We start from the raw sequence: 19,637 nt of genomic DNA on the forward strand, positions 1-19,637 counted from the left end.
CTTATCGTTTATTTATTATTTTTAGTCCTTAACCTTGTCATTGTCGTACAAGTGCGTCGTTTCAAGGTTAGGAAAATCTTGTTGCCGTAAAGTTTCATAAATCACGATTGCTGCCGTGTTAGCTAAGTTCAAGCTCCGAATGTGCGTATCGTCTTGGGGAATTCGAATAGCTTTCCCAGGATTAGCCCGCATGAAATTTTCAGGCAAGCCAGTGGTTTCCTTACCGAACAAGAAATAGTAATCATGATCCGGATTGGTATAGTCAACTTGGTGATAACTCTTTTCGGCAAACTTAGATACTAAGAACAATTCATCATTTTCACCAAGGGTTGCCATGAATGCAGGTAAGTTCTTGTGGTAAGTAATATCAACTTTGTCCCAATAGTCCAAACCAGCCCGCTTCATCATCTTGTCATCAGTAGAGAAACCCAATGGTTCGATTAGGTGTAACGCTGTATCAGTTCCAGCCGCCGTTCGGGCAATATTTCCAGTATTCGCTGGCATCAGTGGTTCAAATAAGACAATATGATTTTTAGACATAAGTTTAATTACTTCCTTCAAATGTTATTCAATGTTCCCCATTATATCACAGCCAAGCCCACTACGATGATTTAGCTGTTGGCATTTTGTTGAAAATGTTACAAATTTTGTGTGCTTAGTACAAGCTTTTGCTCTCGGAAAGCCTAATTCAAGCCAAATTGCCATGCTGCACCACAGAACCAGACCTCGATTACCTAGATACAAAACCGTTCAACGACAAAAATTAGTACAGTCGTAGAAGCCCCGAGTAAAAATGGGCATAACCTATCAATACTCGTCCAGCCAACAAAATGACTCTCTTTATTCTAGTGCGGGGCTCTTATTTCTGTACATTTATTTAAGAATACTCACGTACCACGTAATATACCTTAGCCACTAGTTTGAGCACATCACAAAATCAGCGATAACTAATTTGATTGAATTTGTACCCAATGAATTGTCTGAAAGCAACATTTCAGCGGTTCAGTTTGTTTTCAATACGTCTCGGCCCATAATGACTATTTTGGCTAGTTTATTCACTCCCACGTCAGACGGAATAGAGCAAAAAAATAAGCCCGCTTTCTCCTTATTTGTAGTAGTAAGAAGAAAGCGAGCTTATTAACGTGAGTCAAAAGGATACAACCTTTTGTCCCCCATCGTTGGTATTAATTTATTTTTTCGACATTGCTTGATTGACGCCTTTTAAAAACGCATCCAATGTTTTACCATCGTTAAAGGCTTTTGCGGGCGCTGTATATTTGGCATACGCGGCTTTGCCATCAACTTTTGTCAATTTATTAGCGAACAGTGAGCTTTCAAAATCAACCGTATTTGGTAGTTTGTTAGCATCCACTTTCGCTAATTGGACACTCCCCAAAATCTCGGCAAAGGCTGCCCGATCCGTATTGTTACCATTGGTATAATAACGATTTGCATCTAAGAAATAGATTGGGATGTTAAGCCCAAAATTAGCAGAATTCGATTTAGTCAATTTGGCCAGCTGATCAATTCGGGCATCAGCACTACTCCCGACAATTAAATACAATTTTGGTGTTTTGCCGTAAATGTTGTTGATGTACTCTTCGGGACTAATAGTTTTAACACTTGGTGCCCAGTCAACTGCATATTGCGTTGCAATTTTGTTTGAACTCTTCGGTGTTGACGATGCGGATTTAACTACTTTACTATTTTTGGCATTTTCATCAGCAACATGATTGGCTTGGCGATTAGCAAAGTACCAAGCAATCCCACCACCAATAATTGCTAACACAATAATCGTCATAATCATCTTCGTAATTAGGTGGCGACGTTTTTGGCTAGCCTGTGCGACCCGTCCCGCTTCACGCTCAGCACGCGATTGCGTCCCCGCTAACATTGTCGGTTCGTCTTTTTTTTGAGCCATCTTACTTCCCTTTCACGTCGTTTTTGGTTGTTAAAACGACAACATTTACTGTAATTGTAGTCAGTGGCGTATTTTCCGCCGCCTGTTGAGCTTCTGGACGCGCCCCCCAGTGAAGTGGTGTCATATGCAGCAAGTCAGCATATAAGTCACTAGGAATTGTCCATTCATAACTGACTTCCGTGCTCGTAGCATCTGGGTAGTGTTCCTTAAACAGCTCGACCACGCGACCATTATCATACGTGTGTTTGCTTGAGCCTTCAGGATATAGCATTTCGCGTAATTCACGCAAATAAAACGGACCGGGCACAACTTTTACAATTGTTCCCCCTGGAGCTAAAACACGGTTAAATTCCGCATATGCACTAGGCGAGAAGAATTCAATCACACTGCTAAATGCGTCATCAGCAAATGGCAAATTAGCCAAATCAGCAACTGCAAAAAAAGCCTCCGTATCCAGTTGTGTGGCCAAGTTAACACCGGCCTTACTAATATCAAAACCAATCGCAGTATCGCGGTTATCACGACCATTTAATAAACGGACAAACGGGGTTCCTTCACCAGTACCGACATCCAAAATAGTTTGGGCTTCACTTGGCAAAGCGGCACTAACAGCATCAACAATGCCATCGAATAGCCCAGCTTGCAGCACACGCCGGCGCGCTGCTAACATACCATCATCATATTCAGTATTGACCGCATGGTTCAAGAAATACAACGTTCCTTTTTTGGAAACATCAAGACTATGACCATTCACACAAGTTAGCGAATACCCGTCAATATGGTCGTATGGTTGCCCACAACTGGGACAGCGAAACAACGCCAAGTGTTGTTCAATAAACTGAATACCTTGATCAATTTTTTTCATCATTATTCCTCATTAGCGTGCTCTCAACTTTGTGTTACTGCAACATAAAACACAGTTGAAGCATCTTTTTCGTTCAATTATTATTTACTTAGTATATCGCATCTTATTGCAAATTGGATATACCACATCGTTTTCACGTAAAAAAGTGCTTTGTCCAAAGACGCAGCACTTTTCCAATTTATTATTTATCTGTAACTTCTGGATTTTTAATACCGTCAATTTCAATTGCACTTTCATCCATTTTTAGTTGCCGTTCTGAACGAATTTGATCGCGTTCTTCCGGTGAGAAAAATTCGGAATTACTTTGCCACCATGTATAGAAGTGGGAAATTAACACTTTAGCTACAGCATAGCCGGGAATTCCAAAGATGACTCCCATGATACCGAAAATATTTCCAGCCGATAATAACACGACAATCACGGTCACTGGGTGAATTTTTAAATTATCACCCAATACTTTAGGCGAAATCACCTTACCTTCAAGCGTTTGTTCAATCATGAAAATAATTAAGACTTTGACTAACATCCAAGGTGAAATAAACAATGCAACTACAATTGCTGGAATCATGGCTAAGAATGAACCCAAGAATGGAATCAAGTTCAAGAATCCAGCGGCAATCCCAATCACCCAACCGAATGGCAAGCCAATCACGGCGTAACCAATTGAAAACATCACGGCAACCGCAAAGGCAACAATTAGTTGGCCACGAATATAGTTGGCAACTTGTTGATTGATTTCACCCAACACATGGATGAATGATTTTTGTGTTGCTTTTGGGAAAAATTTGGCCATATAAAATGGTAAATCGTGACCATCTTTTAACAAATAGAACAAAATAAATGGGAATGTCACCAGTGTGATAAAGAACCCACTAATGTGCCCAACTAATCCGGTTACTGAACCGACCGCACCACTTGCATATCCCGATGTTAATTTTTGTAAATATTTCGCGATGTTGTCGTTTTGTTGCACTAGCCAATCTTGAATCGGCTCAACCCGTGGATCATGCAAAACATCATCAGCAACGGTATTTAAATTGCTCCAATATTGAGGCCAATGTTTCAAAAATTGATTAACTTGTTCGGACAAAGCTGGAATCGCTACCGCTAATCCCCAGACAACTAATCCCGTCAAAATCACAAATTCAACTGTAATCGTAATCCAACGCTTCACATGATACTTAAATTGCAATTTATCAACTAGCGGATTCAATAGATAGTAGAATACGCCAGCAATAATTACTGGCGCACCCACCGCCCCAAACAATTCTGAGAGTGGCTTAAAGATAAAGTGTACCTTGTCTAACATGAAGATGATTAGGAGTAGCAGCAAAGCTCCTGAAAGGACACTAATAAATTTATTATTGATAATCCATTTATAAAACCAAGATTGTTTTTGATTCACCATTCGACCACCTCATCATTATTTAATACTATTTTAGCACGAGAGCACCTTTGATGGGCAAATGGATACTGGTACGGACAATTATTTTCATATATCACTGTGATTAATGTCACATTTGTTGTTATTTTTGGTATAATTGTAAGCGGTAACATATTCATTAAAAACAAAAATACCCGTATTGTAAGCAAAATCAGTAATGCGGATTTACATCTTTAGCATAACAAAAAATTTGGAGGCATCATCTCTCATGCAAGAAAAAATTCTCTTTGGTACTTACACAAAAAAGACTTCAAAAGGTATCTACGAAGCAATTCTTGATACTGACAAGAAAGCACTGATTGAACCAACTTTGGTCGCTGAAATCGGTAACCCTACCTATTTAACAACTTCTAAAGCCAACAAACTTTATTCAGTTGATAAACACGGTTCTGAAGGTGGTGTTGTGGTTTTCGATAACGCGACGCGCCCTGCTACTAAGTTGAGCGAACACATCATTGATGCTGCCCCTGCTTATGTAGCAGTTGATGAAGATCGCCAACTCCTCTACGCTGGCTACTACCACACTGGCGTTGTGGAAGTATTAAAAATTGACGGCGACAAATTAACTTTGACTGACTCAGTTACTAACGTTGGTTCAGGCCCTCGTCCCGAACAAGGTTCAGCCCACGTTCACTTCACTAACTTAACACCTGACAATCGCCTTGTCGTTGTTGATCTTGGATCTGATAAAGTTGATGTCTATGACGTTTCTGCTGAAGGTAAATTAAGCTTGGTATCAACTTACGTTACTGCAGCTGGTTTTGGTCCTCGTCACATCCGTTTCAGCCCAGATGGCAAGCACGCTTACTTACTCGGCGAACTTTCATCATTGATGTCAGTCCTCGAATATGATGCAACCAGTGGTTCATTTAAACTCGTTGAAACAGTTTCAACGAAGCCAGCTGACTGGACTGAACACAACGGAACTGCTGCCATTCGTATCACCAAAGACGGTAAATTCATCTACGCTTCTAACCGTGGACACAACTCAATTGTGGTCTTCGCTGTTAGTGAAGATGGTGCCAAAGCAGAACAAATCCAATTAATCTCAACTGAAGGTGAATTCCCACGTGATTTTGCCTTGAATGCCACTGAAGCATTCTTAGTTGTTGCTAACCAAGACACTGACAATGTTTCATTATTTGAACGTGATGCAACTACTGGTAAATTAACATTACTCCAAAAAGATTTTGCCATCCCTGAAGGTGTCCGCGTCCACTTTGAAGGTTAATATTTCATACAAACAGCCGTAACAGCATGATGTGTTACGGCTATTTGTATGCTAGAATATACTAATCATAAATGTACTTAAAGGAGCTCTATTCATGACTTTATTAAAAGAAGCAGTTGTTGAAAATTTCACTGATATTCCTGCCGCCGTCCGTAACGGTGCTTACCGTATCGAATTAACTGACAACATGGCAGTTGGTGGTACAACCCCTTCAAAGGGTATAATTGCCGAAGCTAACAAATATCTCACGGAGCAAAACGTTGAATTAACCGTCATGATTCGGGCCCGCGGTGGTAACTTCGTCTACAACGATACTGAAGTTAAAATCATGGAAGCCGATATTTTTGAAGCCCAACAGCTTGGGGTTGATGGCGTAGCTTTTGGTGCAGTCACTGCCGACGGTGAACTTGATGAAGAAACCATGGAAGCTTTGATTGCTGCGACTGGTGGTATGAACATCACAATGCACATGGCTTTTGATGCCCTCAATCCAACTAGTCAGCTTTCAGCAATTGATTGGTTAGCTGATCACGATGTTACGCGAATTCTTACTCACGGTGGCGCCCTCGATACACCTATCGAAGATAATTTTGATCGTCTGAAGGAATACACGGAATATGCCGCTGGTCGGCTTGTGATTTTACCTGGTGGTGGCATTAACGCTGACAACATGGAAACTGTTGCCGCAGCACTTAATGCCAAGCAAGTTCACGGCACCAAGGTTGTCTCATACAAGTAAATCCGATTAAAAATAATCGTGGAACAAGGTATTATACGGCCCACTCCCACATCAAATAGCTCGATTTCGGCTCTGTGTCAAATTCTGTTGGTAGGACTATTTTGGAACTAGAATCTTAATGGATTCTGGTTCCTTTTTTGTTTATTTTGCGAGGATGGAACGAAGTGACATATGAGCCAAATAAATGGAGATTGGGACATCTTAAAAAATCTGACGGATTCGCCAGAGTAAGTGAGCCATATTTTTGTAACCACACGAGTTACGTTTAAGCTGTTTGATTTTGTGGTTCATACCTTCAACACGTCCATTTGAATAGTTCGAGGTGATGCTGTTTTGAATTCCCTTATAATTCTTGGCGAAAGTCGAAATTGCGCTGTCCATATCGTTTCCCATAATCGTGTAATGAGTGATGATGTCTTCGAAACCTGATAAATCTTTGTTATGCATTGCTTTCATAATTTCCTGATATGCAGTCCAAACCTGACCAAATTCAGGATATTCGTCGAAGACGATGCCAATCGCTTGTTCTTGTGTTAGATATTCATTAATTCCACGCATGTAATAAGGTTTCGTTTTTTCGAGATCCTCATACATCATGTGGAAGATTTTCCATTGACTCTTCATGATTTTATAGGCTCGATTATTTTGTTTATCATCAATGCGTTTTTGAATGTTCTTACGAACACTATCCAAGGCGTTACCGATACGCTGAGCGATATGGAAGCCGTCGATAATGATTTCTGCGTTCGGAAATAAGAACTTAATGAAACTGGCGTATTGAGCGTTCATATCCATGACAACGTGCTTAACACGCTTCCGATTAGCTAGTGAAAATCCAAGAAAATATTGTTTGATTGTTTGTTAGTCGATTGGGCAGTAACTCAAAAATTGCCTTGATTGAAGTGGCATCACACCAAATAAAGCTAAAACTGATCATTGGCTGAGGCGGAACTCATCCATGGAAAATAGCTTCGGTAATTGTTGTTTAAAATTGTATTGATACTTGTATTGTTCCGCCTCGTATATTGCGTCATATTCGATTCGTTGTACAGAATTAGGTGAGATATGAAGGTGCTTAGCTACAGTTTTTTCTGTCATCATATCTTCGTTTAGATTCTGTTTTACGATTACTTTCGTGTTTCGTGAAATTTGGCAGTTCTTTTCGAAGTCGGATGACGCTGCTGTAAATGTATTACCACAATTCTTACAGTGAAAACGTTGTTTACGCAGCGCTAAGCGCACATCCCACAAGCTCGTGCCAGTGAGTCGCATCTCGGTTGAAGTCCACCCCCAGTGCTCGACGCAATCACGAAAACCACAGTCACTGCATCGGCTAACGGAATAGGTTAAATTAGCGGTATAAATTAAGCATTTATGTCGCTTGTCTCCGCGACCACGATAATCAAAATAGTTCCATTCTCCTGCTTCATTGTCGGTAAAATGGATGTTTTTATCTTTTAAATTTAACTCACGTAAGATACAATTGTCTTGGGACATAATAAATAACCTCGCATACTTTTTGATTTTTGTCGGTTGGAACGTGGTGATGGACATTTAATATGTCCTTTTTGTTTTGTACATAATTATCTATTCTAGGCTCATCTGTCGCTTTGCTCCACCCTCGCGAAGAACATAAAAAACTGCTGACGGATTTCTCCACCAACAGTAAAAAGTATAGAGCCTCGATTTCTACCTTTGTTCGTAAGGAGAAATCGAGCTATTTTGTATTTAAGCTATATTATATCTCGGCCAAATTTTAGTTATTAATTAACAACCAGTTCAGGGCAATATCACTGATGTATTCATCAAGGGCTGTCCAATTCAAGTTTTCATTTGCGACGGGGAGCTTGTAACCGGCCTCCGCCAAGTACTTAACATAATCACCTAGTTCGTTACCAAGCCCAACAATCACATCAGCTTGTGGTGTCCAGTAGTCAAATAATTTTTCTTGCACAAACGATAAAATCCCCTCAACATTCCAATCATCCATACTTTGATGATATTCACGAATCATACCAGTTTGGACGGCTTGTAAGAAAGCCGCAACTTCCGGTTTCTCAGTGTATTCAGCCACCATCAAGGTCCCAACTTCCATATCATCACCCAGTGCGACTAATGGTGTTTTTATCAACTTAGGTTGCATGCCTTGTGTTCCGCGGAACATCTCAGCAATAAGTTCCTCAGCCAGCTTACCATCCGCATAGAACATCCCCGCGTATTGGGCTGCTAATTTATCCTCTTGGCCTTGACGCATACTTAGTTGTAATCCTAAATTATTTGCCATTAATCGTACAATTTCATCACGCTTTGGCACGGCCATTAACAGCGTCCGCGGATTAACACTTGATTCTTTCTTGAAAAAGTTAATGAAATCACCCAGAAATTTGTTCAATACCGTGAAGTACTGCCATGTAAATTCAACTGAACTATTCAACGTTTTCGTCAAGACATCAAGAACATTAATCGTAGTTGGTCCAGCCGTTAATTGTGTTTTATAATCAACTAACAAAACTTCTGTGAAACTCAATAAAAATTCATCACTAACCGCTAATTCGAGTTTGCTCAATTTTTGATGGTGCGTTAAATACCAACGAACCCGTAAAAAATAAATATATTTATCAGCTACAAATGGTTTCAATTGTGTCGCTTGTTTTTGCTTACCCAAGCGATTCTTTTGGGCCTTTAAACTTTTAACTTGGGCAGCATGACCTTGCTTCATCAGATAACCTCTTTTTGTTTTTTCATAAAGTTCATTATAACGTGTTTCGCCAAAATAGGTTACTCAACGGACCTACTAAAATTCCCAACGAACTAATTTTGGCTAAAATTTTTCTAGCGTGGAATTTGGATATGTGTCCCAGATTGATTCCCACTACGAGGCTGGAACCAGTCTGGACACCGAAATGGAAGACAAGCATTTGAAGCCACAGTACAGTCTTCAAATGTTTGCGAAGCTTGGCTCGCTAACGCGGTAACCATCTTCACAAATCCATAATCAGTAACGAAACCCGTTGCTGATTATGCCATCACGGTGCGAGCTAAAGTCCAGCCTGTTTCCAACCTCTTCGTTAGTTTGAGCAGGCAGTCTGACTAGTACTATGCCGTAATCCTTGGTGCTACCAGTTTAGCGGTAATCAATAATTCCACGCTTATCTAGCGGAGTTACTGAAAATCACTTTGTGGCCGGCAGGCTTTACACCGAAATGGGACGTGACACCACGTGTCGAGTTTGTCGCTGAGGGTAGAGCCGACCGGGCCTTATTTGTCCAGCGTAGCTACAAATATGAGCAGTCTTTTGGCTTTAGCCATTAGACTGCCAACTATCCCGAATTGCCCAAGACAGACATCCAGCCTGCAAGGCTAATCTAATCGGGTTAGGATTAGATTCAGTATTTTGTGAAACAAAATGCTGGGATGTTTTGCGTTGCCGGTTCGCAGGCATAAGCAAGCGGCTTGGGCATGTGCTTCCATCTCGGTGCACAATGTGATTTTCAGGCACGCAGTGGCATCATACATCTCATCACATTTGATAAATTCCACGTCAGACGAAATATAGCCGCTAATTTTTTGTAAAATAAAAGAGCCGAAGCTTTCGCAACGGCTCAGTTTGGCATGTATGAATTGACCGGTCATACCCGGGGAAGCGGAATAGTGCAACGTACCCGCCTCCGTCTACCGGCAGTCCCATTTCTATTACTAGAATGGTAGTCATGACTGGAAAGGTTTGTTCCACAACGCCCCTTACAAACACCCACATACGGTGGTAACGTGTCCCGGCCTTGAATAACCACTAGCACTTGCGTGAACACCCGAAGGTATCTGGTTTTTCTCGACTCATCGCATGTGTAATATATTACCATGCTGCCATATTTAATACAAGTACAAATTTTAATTCAAGTCAAACAATGATAACTCACCCTATTCAGGCTCCGTTACGACGCCTTCATTATTAAAATCAATGCGATCATGTTCATCTTGAAATTTTGCTGCCAGCAACCATGCTTCCGGATGAATAAACACTGCGCCATCATCTATATGAATAATGTTCGACCTTTGGAGCTCTTTAACTAAATTACGAACGTGTTGGTTATCGTTGTTTAAATTCACCTTGTTATCCTTAATTACGGCTTGTAATTCCATCACAAAATTTTCCAGTAAGTAATACGTTTGCAAATGTTTGGTCTCACCATTTGCTTGACCTTTTAACTTATTAAAAACCCATATTCGAAATGCTGGAATTTGTGGGACTCGATTCGTATCTGGTACCAAAATATTACCGACAAATGCGGCTTCTCTAGTAACAGTTACTGGCAAGCCCAAATCTTTTGTGAATGGTGTTAGAATAAACCTTTTCACAGCCTTCTCCGCGGCATTTTCATATAATAAATGCGACTTACCATCATTAGTAGTTGTATCCTCAAAACGATTAAACAGCAAGTGCCTACGTAACCGACTTAAATCTGAGGACGACTTACCTTGTCGTAGATTTTGGGGCACGGAAATATAAAATGGCGTATTTGCAGTTACATGTTCGACCGTATTAACATTAACTTGCTTCAATAGATAATCAGCATACCTCGCTACTAATCCAGTCGATTGATAACCAATTCCACTAAAATCTTTTTCTATTAAGCCTAAAGTTTCCGCATATTTGGCAGCTATTACAACATCCTTTTCCTTGAAAAAAATATCATCATTACGCATCAACATCGTATCTTCAACGATGTTTTGTTGGGCACCAGTTGAACGCTCGTTGACAACGAATACTTCATTAAGCGGTTTATCGATCAAGGCTTGTAAAAACGTTAAGAAGGCTTGCACTTCGGCTTTCGTAGTTAAATATTGGCGTCCGGTAACATTTAGCGAATCAATTCGTCGATTGGATAAACGATACGCTTCGACTGTGGTTGTCGGCACACTCCAATGAATTACCGTGATTCCATAATTGCGTGAAAACCATTCATTAATCTCACTATAATTCCGTTTCACTTTCATAAAACCATTCCGCGTAACGTTCGTAACAACAGGATTATTAATTAAAGAAATAATTGCTTCTCGCATCTCTTGTTTTAGCATCATACCCTCCCGTCTACTTGGAACTATCGTGTAATTAATTTAGTTGTAATTTTCTTATTTTTAAACGTCAATGTGTGCGTCCCACCAACAAAGTACACTTGGTCATTAGCTGGTGTATCTTCAACTTGCACTTCTACTCCAAGCACACGGGTTAAGCCTAATTCGCGATAGGCGGCATCCTTCACGTCATTTAAATCATTTGGAATTGGATCATACTGAATTGTCTTTTTTACCCCCATTGAAATAATCGCGGTATCAATAATTGCCGCCGAAATTTCCGAGATTACCACCGGGTTTTCAGCTGCAAAATCGTGTTGCACCGCTTGAATTAACTCAATCGTCTGCGCAATTCGCGGCTGATTATCAATTTCATTTTCGATTGTTGCCACGTCTTCTCCCACTTCAGTTACATTAGCAATTCGAGCAATTTTTGTTGGTAAGGTCGTTACGTTTGCCAATAATTCGGTGACGTATTGTTCTGGGTTATAATTACCAATAATCGGTTCATCATAAATCAGACTATCAATAACTTCATCCATCTCGCAGCTATTTTCGCGCATTGTTTCCGTATTTAATTCAATGTTAGCAGGATTATCAATGCCAAATGTGTTCGCCGTGAATCTTATTACCTGTAAGTCATCAGTGAATTGATTAATTTGATTGGCTAAATCGGCCAGTTTTTTCCGACTTTCCCGGGTTGATGCTCGTGTTTCAAACATTGTCACCAACATAATTAACCGTTCTACCAGGCCTTCCACCGGGCGCATCGTCCGCTTAGGTAGACCACTTGTACCAGCAAATAATTGTGTCATTTGCTGAAAATTAATATTGAAATCACGCGCTAGCTTCTCTGGTACAGCCATACTTTGCGTTTGCGAATATTCAATATGGCGCTGGCGGACTTGGTTCAATAAGCCTTTGTCACCACGCAGTTGAGCAATTTTGGATTGCACTGTTCGATACTCATCATCCGCAATAATCATAAATGAATTTTTGATATTATGCCATAACAGCGTCAATTGTGCGATTGTTTCATCAAAATTCAATTCAGAATCGTTCCGTTGTATTTGTGACAATTCACGATGTGATTGACGGACAAATTTACTCATATTAGCCTTCAAAGCTTTATCATTCTCAATAATCAAGTCAGGACTGGTAAGTGAATCCTTTTTTGTTTTTTCATTTTCTTGCCGTTTTTCTGAAAGAAAATTCAAAGCAGCGGACGTTACTGTTTCGACTGCCGCCACATCAATTGTGACACTTGGAATTTCGTCCATATGTTGAATATCCATTAACCGATTTATAACAATCGTGCCAAATTCAGTCAACATAAAGTGGATCGGATTCATTGGATCAATCAATCCCCTTTCAACATCATCCCGATAACGCATATCTTCGTCTTCTACTAATGTCCCGCGGGTATGGTCAAAGACATATTCATCATCGCGTAAGTGCTTCAATCGCTCCCGAATATCATCACGCCGGCCACCAATTTTTTCGACAATCCTATCAAGCGATATACCCAGCCCGCCAGTTTCAGTCTCACTATCACTTAGTACCTCAATAATTGCCCGTGTTGTATCGCTATACAATAGATGTAAAATTTTGAGTAAATCCGGATTAAACTGTCCTACCATTTTGTTCCTCCTTTCTCGTTTTATTGTGATTCGTGTTTAATTGAAGTTCATAAATTTCGGATAACGTTTCTTGTTCCACAATTTGTTTAGTTTTGATAATTTGCTCATATAAGCCTTTTAAACTCGTTTCAGTAGCTAAATCGTATTTCAATTTAACATCACTATTCTGCGCTAGGTATATCGGTGCGGCTTCAAATGCAGCGGCTGACATCCCCAGAAACTCCAGCGTTGGCACTTGTTGTTTTGCAATCATTGCGAGATTAATTCCATTTACATCTAAATCACCTGAATAGTAAACCTTTACGTGCAACTTAGCTAACCGATTAATCATTTGCCCCACAAGATGTGGTAACGAACCACTCGCAGTGATAATTGATTTTTCTGGATACTGATACATTAATTCTTCTGCATACGCCTTATTTTCAATAATCCAGATTGCTTGATTATTTGGTGTTGCAATCATTGCATGTTGTAAATTGTAGCGTGAAAAAATACTAAATTTTTGCAATTGCTGATTAACGATAAAATTATTAAACTGAGTATCGGTATTTGGTTCAATCAGATTATTGAAACTAAACGCTGCCTCGTCTATTTCTTGACTCGTCATCGTGGTCAAGTCATCATCTATCATTGCTTGATACCAATCAACTAACAATTTTTTTACAAAACTGCCCTTCTTGTCTGGCAATTCGTGACTATCATTGGTCACCATAACTGAAAAATGCTTCAACGATAATTTAGTGGCCGGTGTCAATTGATTCAATTGCGTGAATATTTTTACCGCTAATGCTAAATCATCAGGAATCTGCCCGGTCCGAATATACCCTTTTTCCCAATCTGAGAATTTGGTATAACTACTAACTTTTCGTGCAACAAGTGGTGCTAAACTACGCATATATTTGCTAAATGCAAGCTGTCGTTCTTTATTCTGAATTCGATTACTTGGTAACGCTTTCAAGCCACTTTGTGTTGCCTCGCGCGACAAGTAAACCTTTAATTGTTTCTTACTTTTTTCCTGAATTATCCCGGCTTGGAAAAAAATCTTCACCCATTCATCATGTGTAATTTCATCTTGTTTACGTAATCGAAATGTTGGTGCAACTTGATGCTCAATCAAAAATAAGTTAACTACTTTTTCAAAATTGCTCGGCACTTGTAACCGTGCTGGTATCCGTGAATTATTCGTAACAAACACTTGCGAGACATATGCTTGCAAATTAAATAAATTATTTTGCTTTTTACTCATCATTACTCACCTTGTAAAATTTGAATTCCTTCTTGGAAGTATGATTCACCAACTTTCAAACGATTACCGGGCATTGTTGTGGTAGTTAACGCAAAACCATCTTGAATGGCACTATATTGTGCCATTGCAAACTCATATGAATTTGCAATCATATCAATTCCGTACGCTGCAAAGACTTGCATAAGGGCATTAGTGTTATCAACATCAACGACCGAGAATGCTTCATCATGTAGCGATAGAATTGGTGCAGTGCCCATTTTTTCCTTTGCCGCATTAATGTGTAATAACTTTGGTAATGTATGGAAAATAGTTGCTTCGCCACCCGAACCATCAGATTTTTCAGTTGATGCCGGTTGCCAGCTTGAATCATTATTTTTTCGCGTTTCTGCTGCAAAGGTAATTAAACCAGGTTTGAAATCATTATTCTTCGTCCCGTTTTTATTTGACTTATAATAATCAGTCACTAAGAACCAGTCATTAACTTGTGCTCTGAATTCATCTAACCCGGTGGCTTTTTCGGCATATTCATTAATAATACTGAAAATCGCTTCGGCATAATCATTCATAACATCTTTATTATTACCAAAATCTTCGTGTGCATTTTGCCAGCCTTCCCAAATCGCCAATTGCCCATTTTTTAGCAATGGTGATTCTGGATTAAACTTAACTTGCGCCCGCATTGTTGCCATATGCTGATTGCTTTGGGCGACAACTTCAAGTTGTTGGTTTGTTAACGCTGTTTTAGCGGTCGCATCATTGAACAATTCAATAATTTCATCATACGCACGATTTATGTTTTCGAGCGCAATTTGCTTAGCAGCATCGGTTTTGGTTTCGTTAGCTTGTTGCGCTTGCCCACTAATAAACTCTTGGTCCGCAACCAAGACATTTGCAACATTTTTACCGTTGATTGACACCAATTGAACTTGCCCGTATTCCGCACCAATTGTCGTCAAATCGGCTATTTCCGCATTGTTTTGAATTGGTTCCGTAATACTAATCGTAACTTCTTCACCATTGTAAGCAAACGTATCTTGGCCGGCCGTTCCGTCTAAAGCATCCATCAATCGTTGTAAATTATTAGTCGCAACCCGCTTCGCATCGTCTCTTTGATATTCAACATTTGCTGCAATTACGTCGCCAAGTTGTGCATCATTGTCATACAAACGAATCACATCAAAAATTTGATTCTCAAGCTTTGCCAATTCATAACGGCTCTGTTCGCGATTAATTTCTAAATCTGGCAACGTTACTTCAAGGTTCCCAATATCTGCCCCAGCTTTCGCCTTAGATTCAGTTAATATTTCTTTGCGACTCTCTAATTTTTGAATTTCGCGGGCAATATCATCTGCGGTCGGCATATTCGCAGTCTCTACCTCATACGTCGTCAATTGTTCCTCGTACTTTTTTAGTTTAGCATCACACTCTACTAGATCATCTTGTGCCATTCCGACGTTTTCTTGTAAGTCGGGCGTCTTCGCTTCGGCTTGTTGGAGATTCTCACTAACCGTTGCTAATTGATTTCGAATATCTTGATAACTATGAACTGTCCGTGCATTGGCACTGAAATTGTCAATATCCATTAAAAATGACACTAATTCCGTTGTCCATTCGCGTTCATCAAGGGCCAGCTGATATTTGTGATTAGCCGTTTTTTGGTCTCGTTCAATTGTTTCAATTTTACGCTTCAAAATCTCTAGTTTATTTTGATTTTCATTGCGGCTTCGCACTGCATAATCCAAATCTTTAATTGCATTGCTTAACTGTTCATCATTTAATAATTCAACTGCACGCTTAACATCTTTTTGACCTGCATTAAGTAAATTAATCGCTTGGTCACGTTTTTGTTCCACGTTACTTATTTTATGCGCAATTTCATCGTGTTGGCGTGTCAGTTCATTTAAACGTTTAACGCGCGACTGGCGGCGAGCCTCTGCCCCAATGATAAACATGCTTTCTTTGGATGGTTCAACCGGTGTTGCTACCGGACCATCAATCATCCGCTGATTTTTTAATTCAATCGTAATTGCCATATTGCATCCTTTCTATTAGTTATTCAAGAATCGTGATATCAGAGATAAAGCCCTCAATTAATTTACGTTGGTTTGCTTGTTGGGTGTTAATTTTGATGAATTCTGCCCCATTACCATGGCCGTTTTCGTATGGTACCAATGTTGGAACATCGAGTTGTTCAATTACGCGCTCACCGACAAACGCAATAACCAAATCATGCAAAGCCCCTTCCAATACTTTTTGCTGTGCGGGTAGAACTGATTCTTCAAATTCAATCAAGTTATAGACTGCTTCTGCAGAATTATCATTAAGCAAATTGCGATACTCTGAGTAGCGTTCATGCTGAGTATCTGTCTGTTGTTCTAATTGGGTAATTGCTTGTTGTGTTTCTTGTAAACTCATACTGTACTTAGTTAAATCTGGTTCAAATTGTGCGTGCGTATTAAGCACTTCGTCGCGGAGCAACTTTTCGATTGTGTTAATTACTGATTCAATTTCATCGAAGCTCCGGATCGCTTGTGCCTCCACAAATTCAGCCAATTGTGTCTTACTTTTCACCAAAATTTCAGCTTTAAGCTTAGCAATTTGTCGTTCATAATCTTCCTGATTTGTACGCGCTTTTTGCACATTATTTGCCAGATTGCTTGCTGAATTTTGTTCCTGATTGAGTTGCTTACTAGTCTCTTGTGATTTCATATCTAAACTACGAACCAACTTGATTTCATCAATAAAATCTTGAAATTCACTTAAGGGCTCAGTTGAATTTGGTTCAATCTCAACGTTCGGACTAATCGCTTTAATCTGTACTACCATATCAACATAGTCCTGATAAACAACGTCATACTCAGCTTGCAAGTTGATTTGTTGCTGTTGATACTCCTGCTTATCTTTTTGATTAGTATTAAATTTTGCTTTGCGGTCGGCCAATATTTCGCGCGCGATGTTCATTCGGCCGCGCGCATTTTCTAAGTCGGATTTTATTTTTTCTAATTTGCTATCGCGTTCATGAACCACAATCTGTTCTGCGCGTAGTCGCCGTAGCTCATCATCCACTTGCATTAATTGCGCAGTTGTTTCCACAATAATCTGCTTGTTTTGAACAATCGATGCGCGATTTCCAGCAATATGAGCTTCTAATTCATTAAATGCACTGTTTTCTTTTGCGTGCAATGAAAGTAGATATGATTTTGTGCTGTCATTGGCCTTACGTGCGAACTGGGCAACTTCGCTAACTGTACGCTTAGCTTTTTCAAACCGCCGATTTGTATCGGCAAATTCAAAGGTTTTATCAATCATACGATTAATATCATCTTCGTACGATACTTTTAAATCCGGATTAATTGTGTATTCTAAATAAGTTTGATTAATAATATCGGCAATTGAACTGTCGTGTGAAATACCAACATCATCCGCATGTGACCACATATAACGAGCTTCAGTATCAAAGTCCATCGGTTCTGCTTCAAAAATTTGTTTCGCAATTAAATTTCGCCAACCATTAACACCATTCCGAACTGTTTGACTACTATTTTCACCATTTAAACATTTTGTAAATTCAGCAGCTTCAAATTGCTGCCAATAATTTTTAAATTCAACGTAATCCATTCCTTGTGTGGCTGAACTCATCACATTCACATTACTTAAATCAACATTACGCGCAAAGGCATACCATCGTTGCGTATTTTCTGGAATTAAACTACCATGCGTATCTTCTTCGGTATGCATCCCGAGAACTAAAGCAACCGTTTCATCATTCATCCGTAAATTAGTGATGATGTATGAATTTCGCTTGGAACCATATCCCGTCCCTTCAGTCGCTTTCCGGGTATTAGCTGAGCCAAACTTGCGCGCTTGCGTATTCGACATGGTTTGCAATTTAGCGTCTGCATATGGAAAAACAGGTAAAATAATGGCTGTCGTAATTACTGACTTACCACTCCCATTTTTACCATTCGCTGCGATGACATGGTTTGCAGCATCGTATTTTAATTTCGTGTCAAAATATTTTTGCTTCTTTTGCCGCCAATAATTTGCAACAATAAAGCCGTCAATTGAGAAATGATTCATGCTTCACCTCCGTTGTGATAATCAGCATTAACAACCGTTAGTAATTTATTCTTTATCTTTCTATTTTATCAAAATAATTAGTTCATTTGTGAAAATGTACACTATTGGTTTTCGCGGTAATCTATTTTTGAATTTATTAGTCATATTTACGGCTAAATTTTTTCTAGCGTGGAATTTGGATATGTGTCTCAGATTGATTCCCACTACGAGGCTGGAACCAGTCTGGACACCGTGATGGAAGACAAGCATTTGAAGCCACAGTGCGGTCTTCAAATGTTTGCGAAACTTGGTTCGCTAACGCGGTAACCATCTTCACAAATCCATAATCAGTAACCAAACCCGTTACTGATTATGCCATCACGGTGCGAGCTAAAGTCCAGACTGGTTCCAGCCTCTTCGTTAGTTTACGTAGGCATTCTGACTAGTAATATGCCGTAATCCTTGTCGCTGCAAATTTAGCGGTAATCAATAGTTCAACGCTTATCTAGCGGAGTGACTGAAAATCACATTGTGGCCGCTAGGCTTTACACCGAAATGGGACGAACTTGACACCATGTGTCAGGTTTGTCGCTGAGGGTAGATGAGCAGTCTTTTGGCTTTAGCCATTAGACTGCCAGCTATCCCGAATTACCCAAGACAGACATCCAGCCTGCAAGGCTAATCTAATCGCGTTAGGATTAGATTCAGTATTTTGTGCAACAAAATGCTGGGATGTTTTGCGTTGCCGGTTCGCAGGCATAAGCAAGCGGCTTGGGCATGTGCTTCCATCTCGGTGCACAATGTGATTTTCAGGCACGCAGTGGCATCATACATCTCATCGTATTTTATAAATTCCACGTCAGACGAAGTACAGAAAAAACTCCAGCCACAGAAATTAATCCGCACCTGGAGTTTAATGAAATATTTATTGCTAATTATTATTTACTTTTGTTGGTAATACTGAAACAACGAAACTAAAAATACCAACAATCACCGTGAGAAAGGTAACAAAACTACTCAAACCACCATGATTACCATTAGTTGTTAACACATTAGAAATTGCGCTTAAAATAATTGGTACAAGTACCCCAAGTACTAACCAGTGCCAGATTTTAAAACCGGCGTCTTGCCAACGACGTGCAATCAATGCAAAGGTTGGTAACACGTTAGCCAACCCCCACAGCCCTGCCAAAACCGCAACAATGATAAATGGTACGATTGAGCCAACATGTGGCTTATCACCGCCAAACAAACCAATGATAATCGATGCGCCTGTAGCCAATAATAAAATGAAAATAACAATTGTAATCAAACCACTAATCAATTGCATCCACCAGTATTCTGCCCGTGTTGCTTGGCCTTTAAAACCAACATATTGTTTCCAATAATTTTTCCATGCTTGTCCCATTGTAATCATAA

General features: G+C 39.8%; 15 protein-coding genes. 2 read left to right on the forward strand and 13 right to left on the reverse strand.

Going from position 1 to position 19,637, the window contains the following annotated elements:
- Window positions 1–21 precede the first annotated feature (21 nt).
- The 4 genes from EQG49_RS03110 to EQG49_RS03125 form a co-directional block, all read right to left on the reverse strand.
- Window positions 22–540 carry a tRNA (cytidine(34)-2'-O)-methyltransferase gene (locus EQG49_RS03110; protein WP_133362594.1) on the reverse strand — a complete coding sequence of 173 codons (519 nt, stop codon included), beginning with the start codon at window positions 538–540 and terminating at the stop codon, window positions 22–24.
- 649 nt (window positions 541–1,189) lie between these two features.
- Entirely contained in the window at window positions 1,190–1,921 is a 732-nt protein-coding gene (locus EQG49_RS03115) for a hypothetical protein (RefSeq protein WP_133362595.1), read from the reverse strand.
- Window position 1,922: 1 nt separating this feature from the next.
- Complete coding sequence (locus EQG49_RS03120; protein WP_133364518.1) at window positions 1,923–2,786, reverse strand: methyltransferase domain-containing protein; 864 nt, start codon at window positions 2,784–2,786, stop codon at window positions 1,923–1,925.
- 181 nt (window positions 2,787–2,967) lie between these two features.
- A complete protein-coding gene (locus EQG49_RS03125) occupies window positions 2,968–4,194 on the reverse strand; it encodes an AI-2E family transporter (RefSeq protein ID WP_133362596.1) in 1,227 nt (408 codons plus the stop codon).
- A gap of 244 nt (window positions 4,195–4,438) precedes the next feature.
- On the opposite strand from EQG49_RS03125, the gene EQG49_RS03130 reads away from it, so the two are divergent.
- Both EQG49_RS03130 and EQG49_RS03135 read left to right on the forward strand, forming a co-directional pair.
- Entirely contained in the window at window positions 4,439–5,461 is a 1,023-nt protein-coding gene (locus EQG49_RS03130; protein WP_243115741.1) for a lactonase family protein, read from the forward strand.
- Between the two features lie 94 nt (window positions 5,462–5,555).
- The gene (locus EQG49_RS03135; protein ID WP_133362598.1) at window positions 5,556–6,200 is read left to right on the forward strand and encodes a copper homeostasis protein CutC; all 645 of its coding nucleotides are present in this window, start codon (window positions 5,556–5,558) and stop codon (window positions 6,198–6,200) included.
- A gap of 201 nt (window positions 6,201–6,401) precedes the next feature.
- On the opposite strand, the gene EQG49_RS03140 is transcribed toward EQG49_RS03135, so the two are convergent.
- The 9 genes from EQG49_RS03140 to EQG49_RS03180 form a co-directional block, all read right to left on the reverse strand.
- Window positions 6,402–7,055, reverse strand: a complete 654-nt coding sequence (locus EQG49_RS03140) for a transposase (protein WP_133362599.1) — start codon at window positions 7,053–7,055, stop codon at window positions 6,402–6,404.
- 78 nt (window positions 7,056–7,133) lie between these two features.
- Window positions 7,134–7,697, reverse strand: coding sequence for a transposase (locus tag EQG49_RS03145; protein WP_133362600.1), 564 nt, complete (start codon window positions 7,695–7,697; stop codon window positions 7,134–7,136).
- A 259-nt stretch (window positions 7,698–7,956) separates the two neighbouring features.
- Window positions 7,957–8,919 carry a hypothetical protein gene (locus EQG49_RS03150; protein WP_133362601.1) on the reverse strand — a complete coding sequence of 321 codons (963 nt, stop codon included), beginning with the start codon at window positions 8,917–8,919 and terminating at the stop codon, window positions 7,957–7,959.
- Between the two features lie 1,199 nt (window positions 8,920–10,118).
- The gene (locus tag EQG49_RS03155; RefSeq protein WP_165964747.1) at window positions 10,119–11,276 is read right to left on the reverse strand and encodes a hypothetical protein; all 1,158 of its coding nucleotides are present in this window, start codon (window positions 11,274–11,276) and stop codon (window positions 10,119–10,121) included.
- A 23-nt stretch (window positions 11,277–11,299) separates the two neighbouring features.
- Window positions 11,300–12,913: a hypothetical protein gene (locus EQG49_RS03160; RefSeq protein WP_133362603.1), complete on the reverse strand. Its 1,614-nt coding sequence runs from the start codon at window positions 12,911–12,913 to the stop codon at window positions 11,300–11,302.
- On the reverse strand, window positions 12,897–14,162 hold the full coding sequence (locus EQG49_RS03165; RefSeq protein WP_133362604.1) for a DUF2399 domain-containing protein: 1,266 nt from the start codon (window positions 14,160–14,162) through the stop codon (window positions 12,897–12,899). The genes EQG49_RS03160 and EQG49_RS03165 overlap by 17 nt, the downstream gene beginning before the upstream one ends.
- Entirely contained in the window at window positions 14,162–16,192 is a 2,031-nt protein-coding gene (locus tag EQG49_RS03170; RefSeq protein WP_133362605.1) for a hypothetical protein, read from the reverse strand. Before EQG49_RS03170 ends, EQG49_RS03165 begins: the two co-directional genes overlap by 1 nt.
- A 19-nt stretch (window positions 16,193–16,211) precedes the next feature.
- Complete coding sequence (locus EQG49_RS03175) at window positions 16,212–18,239, reverse strand: coiled-coil domain-containing protein (RefSeq protein ID WP_133362606.1); 2,028 nt, start codon at window positions 18,237–18,239, stop codon at window positions 16,212–16,214.
- Between the two features lie 910 nt (window positions 18,240–19,149).
- A complete protein-coding gene (locus EQG49_RS03180; RefSeq protein ID WP_133362607.1) occupies window positions 19,150–19,635 on the reverse strand; it encodes a DUF805 domain-containing protein in 486 nt (161 codons plus the stop codon).
- Between the last annotated feature and the right edge of the window lie 2 nt (window positions 19,636–19,637).

Source organism: Periweissella cryptocerci (assembly GCF_004358325.1).
GTDB classification, from domain to species: Bacteria; Bacillota; Bacilli; order Lactobacillales; family Lactobacillaceae; genus Periweissella; species Periweissella cryptocerci.